This is a genomic window from Pantoea sp. X-Soil-TKNS-1280, assembly GCF_059730475.1.
On the sequence record NZ_AP035962.1, the window covers coordinates 3,121,615 to 3,137,639 of the forward strand.

The 16,025-nt window shown below is 55.9% G+C and carries 15 protein-coding genes; 5 read left to right on the forward strand and 10 right to left on the reverse strand.

Annotation, left to right across the window (positions count from 1 at the left end; all coding sequences use genetic code 11):
* Positions 1 to 278 precede the first annotated feature (278 nt).
* On the reverse strand, positions 279 to 2,444 hold the full coding sequence (gene katG / locus AC6I8X_RS14465) for a catalase/peroxidase HPI (RefSeq protein WP_299455019.1): 2,166 nt from the start codon (positions 2,442 to 2,444) through the stop codon (positions 279 to 281).
* Between the two features lie 225 nt (positions 2,445 to 2,669).
* Here katG and AC6I8X_RS14470 point away from each other — a divergent pair, with 225 nt between their 5' ends.
* Genes AC6I8X_RS14470 through AC6I8X_RS14480 form a run of 3 tightly spaced genes read left to right on the forward strand, consistent with a single transcriptional unit; the run spans position 2,670 to position 4,370 of the window.
* Positions 2,670 to 3,029 carry an ArsC family reductase gene (locus AC6I8X_RS14470; RefSeq protein ID WP_313684276.1) on the forward strand — a complete coding sequence of 120 codons (360 nt, stop codon included), beginning with the start codon at positions 2,670 to 2,672 and terminating at the stop codon, positions 3,027 to 3,029.
* A 1-nt stretch (position 3,030) separates the two neighbouring features.
* Positions 3,031 to 4,158 (forward strand): succinyl-diaminopimelate desuccinylase, encoded by a 1,128-nt coding sequence (dapE, locus tag AC6I8X_RS14475; RefSeq protein ID WP_497840015.1) that lies wholly within the window; start codon positions 3,031 to 3,033, stop codon positions 4,156 to 4,158.
* A gap of 23 nt (positions 4,159 to 4,181) precedes the next feature.
* On the forward strand, positions 4,182 to 4,370 hold the full coding sequence (locus AC6I8X_RS14480; RefSeq protein ID WP_084876258.1) for a YpfN family protein: 189 nt from the start codon (positions 4,182 to 4,184) through the stop codon (positions 4,368 to 4,370).
* A gap of 47 nt (positions 4,371 to 4,417) precedes the next feature.
* Here AC6I8X_RS14480 and ypfH read toward each other — a convergent pair whose 3' ends face one another.
* The 6 genes from ypfH to dapA form a co-directional block, all read right to left on the reverse strand.
* The gene (gene ypfH / locus AC6I8X_RS14485; protein ID WP_313684272.1) at positions 4,418 to 5,116 is read right to left on the reverse strand and encodes an esterase; all 699 of its coding nucleotides are present in this window, start codon (positions 5,114 to 5,116) and stop codon (positions 4,418 to 4,420) included.
* A gap of 73 nt (positions 5,117 to 5,189) precedes the next feature.
* Positions 5,190 to 7,169, reverse strand: coding sequence for a tRNA(Met) cytidine acetyltransferase TmcA (locus tag AC6I8X_RS14490; RefSeq protein ID WP_497840016.1), 1,980 nt, complete (start codon positions 7,167 to 7,169; stop codon positions 5,190 to 5,192).
* Complete coding sequence (ypfJ, locus tag AC6I8X_RS14495) at positions 7,166 to 8,029, reverse strand: KPN_02809 family neutral zinc metallopeptidase (RefSeq protein ID WP_313684269.1); 864 nt, start codon at positions 8,027 to 8,029, stop codon at positions 7,166 to 7,168. The genes AC6I8X_RS14490 and ypfJ overlap by 4 nt, the downstream gene beginning before the upstream one ends.
* Before the next feature lie 157 nt (positions 8,030 to 8,186).
* A complete protein-coding gene (gene purC / locus AC6I8X_RS14500; RefSeq protein ID WP_013510031.1) occupies positions 8,187 to 8,900 on the reverse strand; it encodes a phosphoribosylaminoimidazolesuccinocarboxamide synthase in 714 nt (237 codons plus the stop codon).
* Between the two features lie 143 nt (positions 8,901 to 9,043).
* The gene (bamC, locus tag AC6I8X_RS14505) at positions 9,044 to 10,075 is read right to left on the reverse strand and encodes an outer membrane protein assembly factor BamC (protein ID WP_313684266.1); all 1,032 of its coding nucleotides are present in this window, start codon (positions 10,073 to 10,075) and stop codon (positions 9,044 to 9,046) included.
* Positions 10,076 to 10,089: 14 nt separating this feature from the next.
* A complete protein-coding gene (gene dapA / locus AC6I8X_RS14510) occupies positions 10,090 to 10,968 on the reverse strand; it encodes a 4-hydroxy-tetrahydrodipicolinate synthase (protein ID WP_084876263.1) in 879 nt (292 codons plus the stop codon).
* 143 nt (positions 10,969 to 11,111) lie between these two features.
* On the opposite strand from dapA, the gene AC6I8X_RS14515 reads away from it, so the two are divergent.
* Both AC6I8X_RS14515 and bcp read left to right on the forward strand, forming a co-directional pair.
* Positions 11,112 to 11,666: a glycine cleavage system transcriptional repressor gene (locus AC6I8X_RS14515; RefSeq protein ID WP_313684262.1), complete on the forward strand. Its 555-nt coding sequence runs from the start codon at positions 11,112 to 11,114 to the stop codon at positions 11,664 to 11,666.
* Positions 11,667 to 11,811: 145 nt separating this feature from the next.
* A complete protein-coding gene (gene bcp, locus AC6I8X_RS14520) occupies positions 11,812 to 12,279 on the forward strand; it encodes a thioredoxin-dependent thiol peroxidase (protein WP_299456173.1) in 468 nt (155 codons plus the stop codon).
* 33 nt (positions 12,280 to 12,312) lie between these two features.
* On the opposite strand, the gene AC6I8X_RS14525 is transcribed toward bcp, so the two are convergent.
* From AC6I8X_RS14525 to AC6I8X_RS14535, 3 genes are all read right to left on the reverse strand, one after another.
* On the reverse strand, positions 12,313 to 13,371 hold the full coding sequence (locus AC6I8X_RS14525; RefSeq protein ID WP_299456171.1) for an AI-2E family transporter: 1,059 nt from the start codon (positions 13,369 to 13,371) through the stop codon (positions 12,313 to 12,315).
* A 70-nt stretch (positions 13,372 to 13,441) separates the two neighbouring features.
* On the reverse strand, positions 13,442 to 15,034 hold the full coding sequence (locus AC6I8X_RS14530) for a sensor domain-containing diguanylate cyclase (protein WP_313684260.1): 1,593 nt from the start codon (positions 15,032 to 15,034) through the stop codon (positions 13,442 to 13,444).
* 168 nt (positions 15,035 to 15,202) lie between these two features.
* Complete coding sequence (locus AC6I8X_RS14535; protein ID WP_409521685.1) at positions 15,203 to 16,021, reverse strand: phosphodiesterase; 819 nt, start codon at positions 16,019 to 16,021, stop codon at positions 15,203 to 15,205.
* Positions 16,022 to 16,025 lie beyond the last annotated feature (4 nt).

The following is a 16,025-nucleotide window of genomic DNA, read 5'->3' on the forward strand; positions in this document are numbered from 1 at the left end:
CAAAAGCTGTAATTTGCTCAAATTGCGTACTGACGCACATTTCAGCAACCCCCTAACGTAGCGGAAGAAAATTCCTGGTGACAACGCGTAGCACAATTTTTCGATTGGGAAGATTCTGATCAGGCTTATGGTGCGGCGGGCAATTATTCACGGGGCTAATGAAAGCGGTTACTGGTACTAAACGGCAAGAGTTTTGCCAGAATCCGTAACGGCGCGATTTATCGCGCAATATCAGGAAAAAGACTTCCGGGATCGCTCCCGGAAGCCCGATTTACAACTTAGAAACGATCAAGATTCATTACTTTGGTCCAGGCCGCGACGAAGTCATGGACCAACTTCTCACGGCCATCGCTGCTGGCGTACACTTCCGCCAGCGCGCGCAGAATGGCGTTAGAACCGAACACCAGATCGGCACGGGTGGCGCTGAATTTAACCGCACCGCTGCTGCGCTCACGACCTTCATACAGCCCTTTCGCCTGATCAACCGATTTCCACTCATTGCCCATATCCAGCAGATTGACGAAGAAATCGTTGCTCAGCACACCTTTGCGGCTGGTAAACACGCCATGTTCGCTACCATCAAAGTTGGCACCCAGTACACGCAAACCACCAATCAGCGCAGTCAGTTCTGGTGGGGTCAACGTCAGTTGCTGTGCTTTATCGATCAGCTGCGTTTCTGCCGCCTGAGTGGTACCAGCACGTTGGTAATTGCGGAAACCATCATAGCCCGGTTCCAGCAGCGCGAAGGCTTCCACATCAGTTTGCTCCTGAGTGGCATCCACGCGGCCCGAGGTGAACGGCACTTTCACCGCCACATTAGCCGCCTGTGCTGCCTGCTCCACACCGACAACGCCCGCCAGCACAATCACATCGGCCAGTGAAGCTTTACCGGATGCCTGTTGGATAGCGATCAATTTGTTCAACGCAGGCTGAATGCTGGCATTGACTTCCCAGCTGTTCTGCGGCGCTAACGCCACACGGGCACCGTTGGCACCACCACGTTTATCACCACCGCGGAAGGTTGAAGCTGAAGCCCAGGCAACTGATACCAGCTCACCTACCGACAGACCGGCATCGGCAATCGCCGCTTTCAGATTATCGATGTCAGCGGGCGTCGGGTTATGCGACGGCGTCGGCAGCGGATCCTGCCAAATCAGCGCTTCTTTCGGTACTTCCGGGCCTAAGTAACGTGCAATCGGCCCCATATCGCGGTGGGTCAGTTTGAACCAGGCACGGGCGAAGGCTTCGTTAAACGCCTGCGGATTATTCAGGAAACGACGCGAGATTTTCTCGAATTCAGGATCAAAACGCAGCGTCAGGTCGGTCACCAGCATAGTTGGCTTACGTTTTTTTGCCGGGTCAAACGGATCCGGAATGATTTCCGGGGCGTCAACCGCTTCATACTGGATAGCGCCTGCCGGGCTGTGCGTTTTAACCCACTCGTATTTGAACAGGTTCTCGAAGAAGTAGTTGCTCCACTGGGTCGGGGTTTGTGTCCATACCACTTCCAAACCGGAAGTGATGGCATCCGCACCGACACCGCTGTTGTAGCTGCTTTGCCAGCCGAAGCCCTGTGATTCCAGCGGAGCCGCTTCCGGCTCAGCACCGACATGGCTGGCTGCACCGGCACCGTGGGTTTTACCCAGCGTATGACCACCGGCAATCAGCGCCACGGTTTCTTCATCGTCCATGCCCATATTACCGAAGGTGGCACGGATAGCCGGAGCGGCAGAAGCCGGATCGCCGCTGGCATTCGGACCTTCCGGGTTAACGTAGATCAGGCCCATTTCTGTCGCGGAGAGCGGATTTTTCGCCAGCGCTTCCGGATGGCGATGGCTCAGCCAGGTTTTCTCATCACCCCAGTTCACATCGAGATCCGGCTCCCAGACATCTTCACGTCCGGCACCAAAACCAAAGGTGCGGAAACCGGCGTTTTCCAGCGCCACGTTCCCCGCCAGGATATAGAGGTCGGCCCAGGAAATTTTCTGACCATATTTTTGTTTCACCGGCCACAGCAGGCGGCGCGCTTTATCCAGGCTGACGTTATCCGGCCAGGAGTTCAGAGGCGAAAAGCGCTGCTGACCGCGACCGGAACCGCCGCGACCATCAGTCATACGGTAGGTCCCTGCACTATGCCAGGCCATACGAATAAACAGACCGGCATAGTTACCCCAGTCGGCAGGCCACCAGGGTTGAGAGTCGGTGAGCAGCGCTTTCAGGTCGGCTTTCAGGGCAAAGTAGTCGAGCTGGCTAAAGGCTTCGCGATAGTTGAAGTTTTCACCGAGGGGATTCGAACGATTGGAATGCTGATTGAGTAAATCGACACGCAGCTGGTTAGGCCACCAGTCACGGTTGTTGGTTCCGCCACCCGCAGCAGGCAAATCGGCGCCCTGATGGAAGGGGCATTTGGCTGCTGACGGGGTTGTTTCGTTAGAATTGCTCATGTTGCTCTCCGCTTTTTTAATTTGCGACTAGGTTAAAACACATCAATTAATAGGTAATATTCATTTCTATCGAACGATTTGATAGTTATTAGCTTATTACAGTCACAGACAAGCGCTTAATTACCTGGTGCGATCACAGAACACTGTCATCCCCTCAGGCAACCTTGTTACAATCCCTGGCCGATCGCGCATTTCATCTTCACGCTAAAAGAGTAGTCAAATACTATGTTCCAGCTCTACGGCATTAAAAATTGTGACACCATTAAAAAAGCTCGCCGATATTTAGACGCTTCCGGCATTGATTATCGTTTCCATGATTACCGCGTAGATGGCGTGGACGATGCGCTGTTGCAGTCATTTATTGACCAGCTCGGCTATGAGCCGCTGCTCAACACCCGTGGCACCACCTGGCGTAAACTGCCGGAAGCGGAACGCGCAGCGGTGCAGGATGCCAACAGCGCCAAAGCCATCATGCTGGCACAGCCCGCCGTGATTAAACGCCCGGTGCTGGCAGCGACCAATGGTGACCTGCTGGTCGGCTTTAATGAATCCCTTTATCACGCGTTTATCCAGGAGAAGTCATAACATGTTCTGTCCGGTTATTGAGCTGGCTCAGCAGCTGATTCGTCGTCCTTCCCTCAGTCCGGATGATGCTGGTTGTCAGGCGCTGCTGATTGCCCGACTGGAAGCGATTGGCTTCACCGTGGAACCGATGCACATTGACGATACCCTGAATTTTTGGGCCACGCGTGGTCAGGGCGAAACCCTGGCGTTTGCCGGACACACCGACGTGGTGCCACCCGGGGACGCCAACCGCTGGATCAATCCGCCATTCGAACCCACCATCCGTGATGGCATGCTGTTTGGCCGTGGTGCTGCCGATATGAAAGGCTCACTGGCTGCGATGGTGGTCGCCGCAGAACGTTTCGTCGCCGCGCACCCGAATCACAAGGGCCGCCTCGCCTTTCTGATTACCTCAGACGAAGAAGCCAGCGCCGCTAACGGCACGGTAAAAGTGGTTGAGCGACTGATGGCGCGTCATGAGCGGATGGATTACTGCCTGGTGGGCGAGCCTTCCAGCACCGAAGTGGTGGGTGATGTGGTGAAAAATGGCCGTCGTGGCTCGATCACCGCCAATCTAACCATTCATGGCGTGCAGGGCCATGTTGCTTACCCGCATCTGGCGGATAACCCGGTGCATCGCGCCATGCCCGCGTTAAATGAACTGGTCGCTACCGAGTGGGATCAGGGTAACGAATTCTTCCCGCCAACCAGCATGCAAATTGCCAACGTGCAGGCGGGTACCGGCAGCAACAACGTCATTCCGGGCGAGTTTTTCGTACAATTCAATTTCCGTTTCAGCACCGAACTGACCGATCAAATGATCCGCGAGCGCGTTGCCGCCCTGCTCGATCGCTACCAGTTGCACTACACGCTGGAGTGGAAACTTTCCGGCCAGCCGTTCCTGACGTCGCGCGGTAAACTGGTGGATGCCGTAGTGAACGCTGTAGCGCACTATAATGAAATCAAGCCGCAGCTGTTAACGACCGGCGGCACCTCTGACGGACGTTTCATCGCCCGTATGGGAGCACAGGTGGTAGAACTCGGTCCGGTGAATGCCACCATTCATAAAATCAATGAGTGCGTGAAGGCGTCAGATTTGCAGATGTTGAGCCGTATGTATCAGCGCATCATGGAACAGCTGATCGCCTGAGAGCACGCATAAGGAGCAGGCAAATGGAATGGTTAAAAGAATATTGGTGGATCCTGGTGATCCTGCTGATGGTCGGTATTTTGATGAACGTTTATAAAGACCTGAAACGTATCGATCATAAAAAATTCATGGATAACAAACCGGATCTGCCGCCGCATCGTGACTTCAACGACAAATGGGACGATGACGACGACTGGCCGAAGAAAAAATAACGGCCCTGCGTAACGTAAACGGCGCGATCAATCGCGCCGTTTTTCATCTAAACCATCATCACCACATCGTCATCGCCAGGTTTGGCACCGCTCAGCGCCTCGTCAAAATAACGCTTTGGAACGGTATAGCGCAGATGGTTCAGCGCCAGTTCCATGCTGCGATGGTCAATGGCATGTGGCAAATCTTCAACAATATCCAGCGTCACATCGCCACCCAGTGCGGTTAAGCGCTGTGCTGCTTCTTCTGCATGCTGCATCGGGATCTGATCATCGTATTCGCCATGAATCAGATGGATGGTGGTACGGGTACTGGCGCGCTCCGGCAGCGTCGCGTAACGCCCGCTGAATGCCACCACGCGCCCGGCCAGATCAGGCTGCGCTTTCACACCTTCCAGCACCATGGTGCTACCCTGTGAGAAGCCAATCAGCGCCGTCGCTTCAGGCCGCACCCCACTCTGCTGTTGCCAGTGACGTACCGACTCAACAAACTCCGGCATCGCCGCGTTGACGCCCTGTTGCTCTGAACGATCGTGCGCCGGAATTTCGGCAAACCATTTACGCCCCTGGGGAACGCTGCCGGGCAAAGGCGCACCAACCGCCACCACCTGCGCTTCCGGGAAAGCACGGGCAAACCAGCTGCCGATTTGCGCCATCGAATCCGGGTTATCGTTCACGCCGTGGTACAGCAGAAACAGCTGGGCGGGATCGGTGCTCGGTTGCTGAACAATTACATAATGTAGTGCCATAACATCCTCCTGACATCACTATACGCCACTGCCTGGCGAGTGATATTGGGAAAATTTGAACGAGATAATGGATTTATTGCAACGAAGCGAACCGCTGTTGCCAGCTTGCGGCCATGCTGGCGTCCCGCTGTTGCAGCGCCTGAGCCACCTCGGCACGCAGCTTTACCATTAATGCCTTACGTCCGCTGATCCCGCCCTGGTGGGCCACCTCACTCAGCGCTTGTTTTTGTATAAGTATGGCGTGTAACAACGGTTGATGCAGTGGGGTCTGGCGTATCAGACGCTGTAACGCGGCGTAGCTTGCCTCCCAGGGGCGTTGCGCCCAGGCAAAACCGGCCAGCAACGCCAGGTCATCCTCATCCATCTGCTGCTCATCATCCGCCAACAGCGGTAAATCCAGCGCAATTAACTGTTGCAGCCAGCGCCAGTCACGCGCCAGACGCCGTGTCGCCTGCTGCTGCAACGTCTGTGCCGCGGGCGTCAGCGCCAGCATCGCCATCGCGGCATAGCAGCCACTGCTGGCTTCGCGCTGGGAACCGATGCGCACCAGAGTGAAACCACAGCGCTGCCAGAAGCGCCACAAGGTTTCCGTATAACCAAAACTGACCGAGAGATAATCGCTGTCCTGAGCCTGCTGGCGCGCAGCCGCCACCAGCGCGCTACCGATACCACGTTGTCGCACGGCGGCCATCACCGCAATACGGCTGATACGCTGTGAACGCAGCGTGGCAGCCTCAGGAAAGCCCGCATGAGCCGCCAGCGACTGCGCCACCAGGTTGCCACGCGGACGGCGCACCCCGGCCCATACCGCCCAGGCCAGCGCAGCATCCAGCCCTCCCTCCTCCACCAGCCACAGCGCTCCCTGCACGTTATCAGGTGTCCCGGCCAGCCAGAAACGCATCCCCGGCGCATCCAGCATGCGCCGTAAATCGAGCGGCGTGGTGCGATAGTGCGCACTAGACAGCAGGCGATAACCCGACGCCAATGCTTCAGGATGAAGCTCTGGCGTCGCTGGAAACAGCGTCAACTCAGCTGGAGCCTCACTCTCCTGCGCATCCTCAAATAACAACGCGTGGCTCAGCCAGGTTTCCAGCGGATCCCGGGGCGACCAACGGAGCGGCTCATCCAGCGTGAAATAGCGTACATCCGGCAATGAGGCGCAGAAGCGCAGCATAAACCCGCGCCCGGTGCCTTCGTAGCCCTGCACGGTGGTGGTCAGCAACACGCGAGGAAAACGCGCCACCAGCTGTGACAGCAGCGGTGCGGGAATGGCGGCGGCTTCGTCGATAATCAGCCATGAGGCGTCTGGTGGTGGTTCCTGTGCCAGCAACGCATCCGGGGCGATAAACTGGAAATGTTCCGCGGCGAACTGAGCCAGCACGTCGGTGGAGACTTTAGCCGGGGCAGTGACGAGGCAATGACCATCCTGCTGCGCCAGCATCCCGGCCAGCGCTGACTTACCGCGCCCGCGCGCAGCGGTGATGACCGCCACGCCCACAGGCAGGGTGAGCAGTTGTTGCAGGATGCGCTGTTGCTGCTGCGGTGCCTGGCAATGCCAGTCAGGGAACGCGGCCGCAGCCGGTTCCCGCGCTGGCAGCCCTTCGCGCAGCAACATAATTTGCGCATCCGACAGTATCTGCTGTTGCAACTGACGGGTGAAATGTGGCGTGGCAATCGGCTGGCTGACGTCTGCCCAGCGCAAGCTATCAGCATCAGGCCGGGTGGCCCATTCCTGCCAGGGTGGCGTCAGCAGCAGCAACCAGCTTCCGGCGGTCAACGTACCCGCCAGTGCGGCAAAAGCTTCCGCATGGAAACCGTGGCGAGCATCGAAAATGGCGTGATGAAATTCGCGACCCAGCAGGGTGCGCAGTGCTGCTGGCGGGTGAAAGGACGCAGCGAGGTCGTTTAGCTCGCTGATGGTCAGCCAGTCGCCGGGTAATGCCGCCCGCCAGACGCTAGCCTGCTGCTGCGCCCACTCGCTGCTGCCGCTTATCACGCACAAACGGCGAATACCTGCCCGCTGCATCGCCGTGCTGATGTCAGGCAAATTCATCCGTTAGTGGCAAAGGTGTTGCATTGCCCCGGATTACCGCTGTCGAAACCGCGTTTAAACCAGGTATAACGCTGCTGCGAGGTGCCATGGGTAAAGCTGTCCGGCACCACCCGTCCCTGACTTTTTTGTTGCAGGCGGTCATCACCAATCGCCTCAGCGGCATTCAGTGCTTCCTGCAAATCACCGACTTCGAGGATATTTTGCTGCTGCATATAATGGCCCCAGACACCGGCAAAGCAGTCCGCCTGAAGCTCCATTTTCACCGATAGCTGATTGACCTGCGTCTGGCTGGCACCCTGCTGCATCTGACGCACTTTCGGTTCGATACCCAGCAGTTTCTGTACATGATGGCCGACTTCGTGGGCGATCACGTAGCCCTGGGCAAAGTCACCACCCGCGCCGAGTTTGGTTTTCATCTCATCGTAAAATGACAGGTCGATATACACAGTTTGATCCGCCGGACAGTAGAACGGCCCCATCACCGACTGGCCAGTACCACAACCGGTACGGGTGGCACCACGATACATCACCAGTTTGGGCGGCACGTACTGTTTGCCCATTTGCTGGAACAGCTTGCTCCAGGTATCTTCGGTGGTGGCAAGAATGACCGAGGTGAATTTTGCCGCTTCATCCTGCGCCGGGTTGGCGCGCTGCTGCTGGGTGGTAGGAGTGAGATTGCCGCCGCCTTCGATCAGCGCCGTCAGGTCATAGCCGTAATAACCGGCCACTGCGACGATGATTAATAGGATGATACCGCCTTTACCACGCGGCAGACGTATTTGTCGCCCCTCGTAACCGCCTGGCGACTGGTCACGTCTGTCTTCCACATTGTCGCTTTCGCGACGTCCCTGCCAGCGCATGGCGTGCTCCTGTGTTCATCAAATTAACTTTGCATGATTTTAGATGGCAGCAGCAGGAAGCACCAGCCTGTAGCGGCGCGATTTATCACGCGCTTTTGAACGTGGCAGATAAAAAAACGGCGCGATAAATCGCGCCGCTACATAATATGGCTACACATTAATCCAGTTTCACACCCAGTCGGTGCGCCACTTCTTCATAGGCTTCGATCAGGCCACCGAGGCTCTGACGGAAACGGTCTTTGTCCATTTTGTCCATGGTTTCTTTGTCCCACAGACGTGCGCCATCTGGCGAGAACTCATCGCCCAGCACCACTTCGCCTTTGAACAGACCAAACTCCAGCTTGAAGTCCACCAGGATCAGACCAGCGTCATCAAACATTTTGCTCAGCACGTCGTTGGCTTTGTAGGTCAGCTCACGCATACGCGCCAGATTCTCTTTACTCACCCAGCCAAAGGTTTCGCAGTAAGATTCGTTCACCATCGGGTCGTGTTTGGCGTCATCTTTCAGGAAGAGATCAAACAGCGGTGGATTGAGCAACATGCCCTCTTCCACACCCAGACGTTTTACCAGCGATCCTGCCGCACGGTTGCGCACCACGCACTCCACCGGCACCATCTCCAGCTTTTTCACCAGCGCTTCGTTATCCGACAGCAGCGCTTCCATCTGGGTCGGAATGCCCGCTTCCTGCAATTTGGTCATGATGAAATGGTTGAACTTGTTATTCACCATCCCTTTGCGATCAAACTGCTCGATTCGTGCACCGTCTCCTGCTGACGTATCGTTGCGGAATTCAAGTACCAGCAGATCCGGATTGTCGGTGCTGTATACGGTTTTCGCTTTACCGCGATACAACTCAGCTCGCTTTTGCATCTTGTTAACTCCAAACATGAAAGAACCCGTGTTCAGCAATGGATACCCACTGCACGGCGGCAATACGCAATCGTTTACCTCGCCGGGCGCTATTATGCCAAAATCTCAAAAAAAAGGCCGGATATTCTCCGGCCTGAGGCAATTTATTTGTTCAGTGCGCCCTGCATCACCGCCACCAGCGCATCATTCTGCGACTGAGTCAGCACATGACCTTTAGGATCGATGAACTGCAGACTGCTGCGGTTATCGAGATCGCCGACCTGCAATTTGTAATCGCCGTTCGGTAAGCCCGGATCTTTGGCACCGATATCATCCCACGCGCCGCTACCCGGCTGTTTGTAGGTGACGTTCAGGCTACCCTGCGAGCGGTTGCTGTCGGTCACTTCCATACCTGCGCGTTTCAGCGCAGCTGGCAGACGCTGCCAGGTGAGGTTGAACGGTGAACGCAGAATCAACAGCGGCAGACCGGTGTCATCGGCACCGCTCTGGACGGCAATCTGTCCAATACCACGACCGGCTGCGGCATCCTGGCTGGCAGTATCGATCTTATCCATACCGGTGCTGATGTCGTTCAGCATCTGCGCGGTGTAGCGCTGGATTTGTACCGGTGCAGTCACGGTCTTGCCTGACTGTTGCAGTTCCAGCAGGCGCACCGTCAGCACCTGTTGATAGCTCTGGTTCTGAACGCTGACCTGGTAACGACCACGATACTGATTGTCTTCATCCGCACGGTTCCACTGCACCCAATCGGTGGTCAGCTGTTGTCCGGCATCATCACGCTGGGCAATCGGGAATTTGTACGATTGCACCACGTTGACCACCTGCGGCCAGATGGAACCACGGCTGCTTTCCACAGCCAGCACGCCGGTATTGCCGGTGAACTGAGCTCGTGTACCGTTCATCAGTGCCAGCGGCTGGGCAGGCGGACGAATATCCAGCTCTTTACCCACTGCGCCTTTGGCAACCGCGTGCGGCACGTCGTAATCACCATTCTGCAGAGGCAGAATCATCCCCGCCGGGGCTTTTAAATCATGCAGTTCAGGCGCCTGCAGGTAAGATTCATCACCGCTGACCTGGCGCTTATAACGCTGATCGCTGGAACAAGCTGACAGCAGCATCAGGGTGGAAAGACCCACCACCGTTGCCAGCGTCGAGCGCTTAACTGAATAACTCATTGATTCTCCCTAAATTATCGCAGACCCGCTTTGATCAATGCCTGCGCCGTTTTGGCCTGACCGGCTTCGGTCAGCGGCGTCATTGGCAAACGCAGCGTGTCATCCGCGATTAATCCTAGTTGTTTCGCGGCCCATTTCACCGGGATAGGATTGGGTTCACAGAAAAGCGTCTGGTGCAGATGCATCAGACGCTGATTCAGGCGACGCGCTTCGGCAAAGTTGCCCTGCTGCGCCAGCGCGCACAGTTCAACCATTTCACGTGCCGCAATGTTGGCCGTGACCGAAATAACGCCTTTGCCGCCCAGTTGCATGAAGTCCAGTGCAGTGCCGTCATCGCCACTCACCAGAATGAATTCATCATCAACCAGCTCTTGGATCTGACTAACCCGCGATAAGTTCCCGGTTGCCTCTTTGATTCCGATAATATTTTTGATTTCGGCCAGACGAGCAACTGTCTCCGGCAGCATGTCGCAACCGGTACGGGAAGGGACGTTGTACAGCATCTGCGGCAGATCGGTACTTTCCGCAATCGCTTTGAAATGCTGGAACAGGCCTTCCTGGGTCGGACGGTTATAGTAAGGCGTCACCGTCAGGCAGCCTACCACACCGGTGCCGGTGAAGCGTTTAGTGAGGGAAATCCCTTCGGCGGTCGCATTCGCGCCGGTTCCGGCAATCACCGGGATGCGGCCATCGGCCAGTTCGAGGGTCATCATCACCACTTCGCCATGTTCTTCATGGCTGAGGGTGGCAGATTCGCCAGTGGTGCCAACAGAAACAATCGCCGCGGTGCCGCTGGCGACATGATAATCAATCAGTTTTTTCAAACTCGCGCGGCAGACATTACCTTTGTCATTCATTGGCGTAACGAGCGCAACAATACTTCCGGTGAACATGGGCGATCCCCTCGACATACAAGTGCCTCATGGTACGTTTTACGCCAAGGGAAAAGCAAGCGAGCCACGCCATTCAAGCGCTTGTCAGCAGTTTTTTTTATGTTTACCTTATGGTTATTAGCGAACACACAGGAAATGTCATTTTGTCGCAGCCACAGCCTCACCACCTGGTGATCACCGCGTTGGGCGTTGATCGTCCCGGTATCGTGAATACCATCACCCGCCATGTCAGCAGCTGCGGCTGCAATATCGAAGACAGCCGTCTGGCGATGCTCGGTGATGAATTCACCTTTATTATGCTGCTATCCGGAAGCTGGAATGCCATCACCCTGATTGAATCCACTCTGCCGATGAAAGGCGCGGAACTGGAATTGCTGATTGTGATGAAGCGCACCAATGCGCGCATCACCCCGCCGATGCCCGCCACCGTCTGGGTGCAGGTAGAAGTGCCGGATTCACCGCATATCATTGAGCGCTTCACCGATTTGTTTGATAAGCATCAGATGAATATCGCCGAGCTGGTTTCGCGTATTCAACCCGCGCAGGATGGCGTGCCACCCACGCTGTATATTCAGATGACCGCGCATAGCGTTGAAGGTGCCAGCATCGAACCGGCGTTTAATCAACTCTGTCAGGAACTGCACGCCCAGGGTACGATTCGTCTGTACAGCGCTGCCAGCACCCTTGCCGGGCACTGATCAGGCCTCCGGGTTATTTCGTCACACACTCTGCCCAAACGGGTAAACAGTGTGCGGAAATAACCCTGACGGTAAACTCCACCTGGCACTTTTGGTCCTGATGGTGTATTACCCACAGCATGAAAGAAAAAAATGGAGAGTTGTGATGAATCCACTGAAAGCCGGTGATACCGCACCGAAATTTAGCTTGCCCGATCAGGATGGCGAACAAGTAAATTTGGCCGACTTCCAGGGACAGCGCGTTCTGGTCTATTTCTATCCGAAAGCCATGACCCCAGGTTGCACCGTTCAGGCCTGTGGTCTGCGCGACAACATGGATGATCTGAAAAAAGTCGGCGTAGAAGTGCTGGGCATCAGCACTGACAAACCAGAAAAGCTGTCACGTTTTGCCGAAAAAGAGATGCTGAACTTCACGCTGCTGTCTGATGAAGATCATCAGGTGTGCGAGCAGTTTGGCGTCTGGGGGGAGAAATCCTTTATGGGGAAAACCTATGACGGCATCCACCGCATCAGCTTTCTGATTGATGGTGAAGGCACGGTGGAGAAGGTGTTTGACGACTTCAAAACGTCGAACCACCACGACGTTGTGCTGGATTACCTGCAGTCAGCCTGATACTCACGGGTGCGCCATGCGCACCCGTTTTATTTAGCTTACGATCGTCTCTTCCGGCCAGGCGCGAACCACGGCTTTGATTAATGTCGCCAGTGGGATGGCAAAGAACACGCCCCAGAAGCCCCATAACCCACCGAAAATCACCACCGATAAAATGATCACCAGCGGATGCAGGTTGACCGCCTCGGAGAACAGAATCGGGACCAGTATGTTGCCATCCAGCCCCTGAACCACCAGATACACCACAAACATGGTCCAGAAATCGCTGCCCAGTCCCCACTGGAACAGGCCGACGCCAATCACCGGAATGGTCACCAGCATCGCCCCGATATAGGGGATCAACACAGAAATCCCCACCAGCACCGCCAGCAGCAACGCGTAATTAAGGCCGAGCAACAAAAATGCCAGCCAGCTCACCACGCCCACCGCCAGCATTTCCAGTACTTTGCCGCGAATGTAGTTGGTGATTTGCTGATTCATCTCCTGCCACACGACGCCCGCCAGACCACGATTACGTGGTAATACGCGACGTACCGCATTGAGCATCTGCTCTTTGTCTTTCAGCAGGAAAAACACCATCAGCGGCACCAGCACCAGATAAATCATCAGCGTCATCAACCCGACCAGCGACGCCAGCGAATATTTCACCAGCGAATCACCCAGCCCGGTAAGACGGCTACGTAGGTTCTCGACGACGATATCGATGATGCCAGCATCCACCAGCGCCGGGTAACGTTTCGGCAGCCCAGCGGCAAACTGGTAGAGTTTGTTCAGCATGTTGGGGAGGTCGTGGGTCAGGTTGATACTTTGCTGCCACGCCACTGGCACGACAATCAATCCCATCACCAGCACGATGCTACCGAACAGCACCAGCACAATGCTGGTAGCCCAGGTGCGGCTACAGCCGACCCGTTGCAGGCGCACAGTGGGCCACTCCAGCAGGTAAGCCAGTACCACGGCCACCAGCAGCGGGGCCAGCAGGCCACTGAAGAAGAACAGGATGCAGAACGCCGCCAGCAGAATCACTACCAGGCCAATCGCCTCGGGATCACTGAAACGACGTCTGTACCATTGAATAAGCAGAGCCAGCATAACTTTCGTTGCCTGAGGTCAAACGGGATGACGATTGTACTGAAATTCCGGCTGATGAACAGACTGCTGTTTAACGGGTGATACTGCTGACCAGCGCATCCTGCCCGGCAATCATCACGCAGTTACGTCCGGCATTCTTCGCCTGATACAAGGCTGCGTCGGCCTGTTTCAGGCTCTGCTCCTGGGTGCCATTTTCCGGCTGCCACAGGGCAATGCCGACAGAAATGGTGATGTTACCGACCGTTTCGATCCTGCTGTCAGCAATATTGTTGCGTAACCGCTCGGCAATAATTCGCGCTTCTTCCGCCGTGGTGCCTGGCAGCAGCATCAGAAACTCTTCGCCGCCGTTGCGGCACACCACGTCTGTTGCGCGCGCGCTGTGGCTCAGGGCCTGGGCGATTTTTTTGATCACTTCGTCACCCACATCGTGACCGAAGTTATCATTCACGCGTTTAAAGTGGTCGATATCCAGCGCCAGCACGGCAAACGGCTGGCGCATGGCATTGAAATAATCCAGCACCGCGCTCAGGCCGCGCCGGTTAAGCAGGCTGGTCAGGGGATCGGTCTGAACTTCGGACTTCAACCGGCCAATTTTGTCCTGTACCAGGCTGATACCGGTCAGCATCGCGCGTTTGACCTGCGCGGCTTCAAAGTACCAGGCACGAATGCCGCCAATCTCACCTGACACACTTTGCGTATCCATCTGGCTGGCCTTGCGCGCCAGCTGCCACAATGGCAGCGCGATCAGACGCGCCAGAATCACCGCCACCAGCAGCGTTAACAAGGCAAAGGGCACCGAGTTTTTCAATACTTTCAACAGCAATCCGGAGAGTGGAGCCAGGGTGACATCGGTGGGTTTCAGCGCCACCACCATCCAGCCGGTGGTCGGCACGATGGCGTAACCGGCCAGTTTCGCCGTTCCTTCCTCCGTCAATTGCAGCGACCCATTGGTTTGCTCCTGACGCTGGCTCTCGCTGATGATACCCGGCACGCTTTTACCAATCAGCTGGTTGTTCTGGTGATATAGCACCTGATTATTGCGATCCAACACGTAAACATGGGTGCCATCACGATAATATTGCTCGCCCAGCAGCTCGTTCAGAATGCTTTTCTTCTTCAGATAGATAGTGCCGCCGACATAACCCAGGTAGCGACCTTCTTTGCTCCAGATCGGCCAGGAGACAAACACCAGCAAGTTATTGGCGGCGGAAAGGGTCGGTTTGCTGACCATTGGCTGACGTTTTGCCAGCGCTTCGCGTGATGCCTGGCTGGTGAGTTTCATGCCTTTCAGCATCAGCGATTCCGGCGAAATGGCTTTCACCACGCCATCGGTGTTCACCACCGCCACCGAGTTGAAGCTGCTGGTCTGCTCGCGCAGACGATTTACTTCCTGCTGCGCCAGTTCGGTATTGTCGAAATCTTTGCCCAGCTGGGTCGCGCTGTAGTGCAGCTGGGATTGTGCCAGCTGAAAGAAAACTTCGGTGGTGGCGGCCAGTTTGGTGGCATAAGCGCGGTTGGCTTCGAGGGTGCTTTCAATCAGGACCATACGTTGCACGCGCCATGTCGCATACAGGGCGTTAGCAAGCGTGATAACAATACTGGTGATGGCCAGCAGCGTGATCAGCGTGCGCAGATCGGTTTTTGGCCGGATGCGCATTAACATGGTGGCTCCACCATGATGAGTCTGTTCATAATTCGAATGCCTGACAGTATTGTTATTGTTGGTGGTACATACCCTGGTGAGGTAACAGAGGATTGTACACCCGCAACTCAATTTGAGCACGAAGCATCCTGCCGGCACACGAATTCTTTTACTTATATCTGGCGCTGATTAGTCGATTAAGCCGTTAGCATCGTAGAACGGAAACGGTCCGGGATAATCACCAATGGCACACAGATGTGTCGTCATTCCCTGCTGAGCATGCCAGCGATGCAGCAGAAAACCCGGCGGTTCCAGCACAAAGTTGGCCGGGCCATCTGCGGACAAATCAAACGCCACCTGATGCGATACACCCGGAGCCGTACAGGCCAGGGTGCCAGCGAAACGCGCCTGAATCGATCGGTGCAGATGGCCACTGAGCACCCGCTCCACCTGCGGATGCTGGCGAATCACCGCCGCCAATGCGTCAGGGTTGCGCAGCGGTTGTTTATCCATATGGCCGATGCCGGTGATAAACGGCGGATGATGCAGCATCACCAGGGTTGGCGTGTCGGGTGCGCTTTGCAGTTGCGCATCCAGCCACTGTAGCTGCGCTTCATCAACATAACCCCACGGCTGCTGCGGCACGCTGGAATCCAGCGCCAGCAGTTGCACCCCGTTAACGCAGGTTTGCCAGTTGAGGGTTTCCCCGCGTTGCAGATAAGTGTGCTCCGGGAAGGCCGCGCGTAGTGCCTGGCGGTCGTCATGGTTACCCGGCATCAGCAGATAAGGCCGTTGCAGCTGCTTCAGTGCCTGGCGCAGGGTTTGATACTCTTCCGGCAAGCCAAAATCAACCAAATCGCCGGTAATCACCACCACATCCGGGCGTGGACGCAGCTGATTCAGCGTATCAATCACCCGTAACAATGCCGCCTGGGTATCCACTTTTTTATACGACAGGCGACCCTGCGCCTTGATATGTAAATCGCTGATTTGCGCAATCAACGTCATGACT